Annotated in this window: 1 protein-coding gene; it reads left to right on the plus strand. The window is 58.3% G+C overall.

What is annotated here, in order from left to right; all coding sequences use genetic code 11:
• On the plus strand, window positions 1-364 hold a 364-nt coding region (locus HX801_RS32150; RefSeq protein ID WP_256344326.1), incomplete at its 5' end, for a methyl-accepting chemotaxis protein.
• Window positions 365-463 lie beyond the last annotated feature (99 nt).

The raw sequence follows: 463 nt of genomic DNA on the forward strand, positions 1-463 counted from the left end.
GCAGTCGACCCAGGAAATCGAGCAGATGATCAGTGGGATTCAGCAGGGGACTGATCAGGCTGTCAGCTCCATGCAGCAGAGCAATACTCGGGCGCGTTCGACGTTGGATATCGCCAAGTCGGCGGGGACGGCGCTGGAGGCGATTGCTTCGGCGTTTACCCTGATCAATGAGCGCAACCTGGTGATTGCCAGTGCCTCGGAAGAACAGGCGGCGGTGGCGCGGGAGGTGGATCGCAATTTGATGAATATTCGCGATTTGGCACAGCAGACGTCGGCGGGGGCGAACCAGACCAGTGCGGCGAGCCAGGAGTTGTCGCGATTGGCGGTGGATCTCAACACGATGGTGGCTCGGTTTTCGGTTTAGGTTGTTGGGGGGGGCATATCCGTTGCTGCGGTCACGGCGGCTTATGGTTTCGCTCTTACAGCGAGTCACTTTGCAAAAAAGCGGCAAAGTAACCAAAGC

The sequence above is a fragment of the Pseudomonas sp. G1002 genome (assembly GCF_013385455.1).
Lineage (GTDB): Bacteria > Pseudomonadota > Gammaproteobacteria > Pseudomonadales > Pseudomonadaceae > Aquipseudomonas.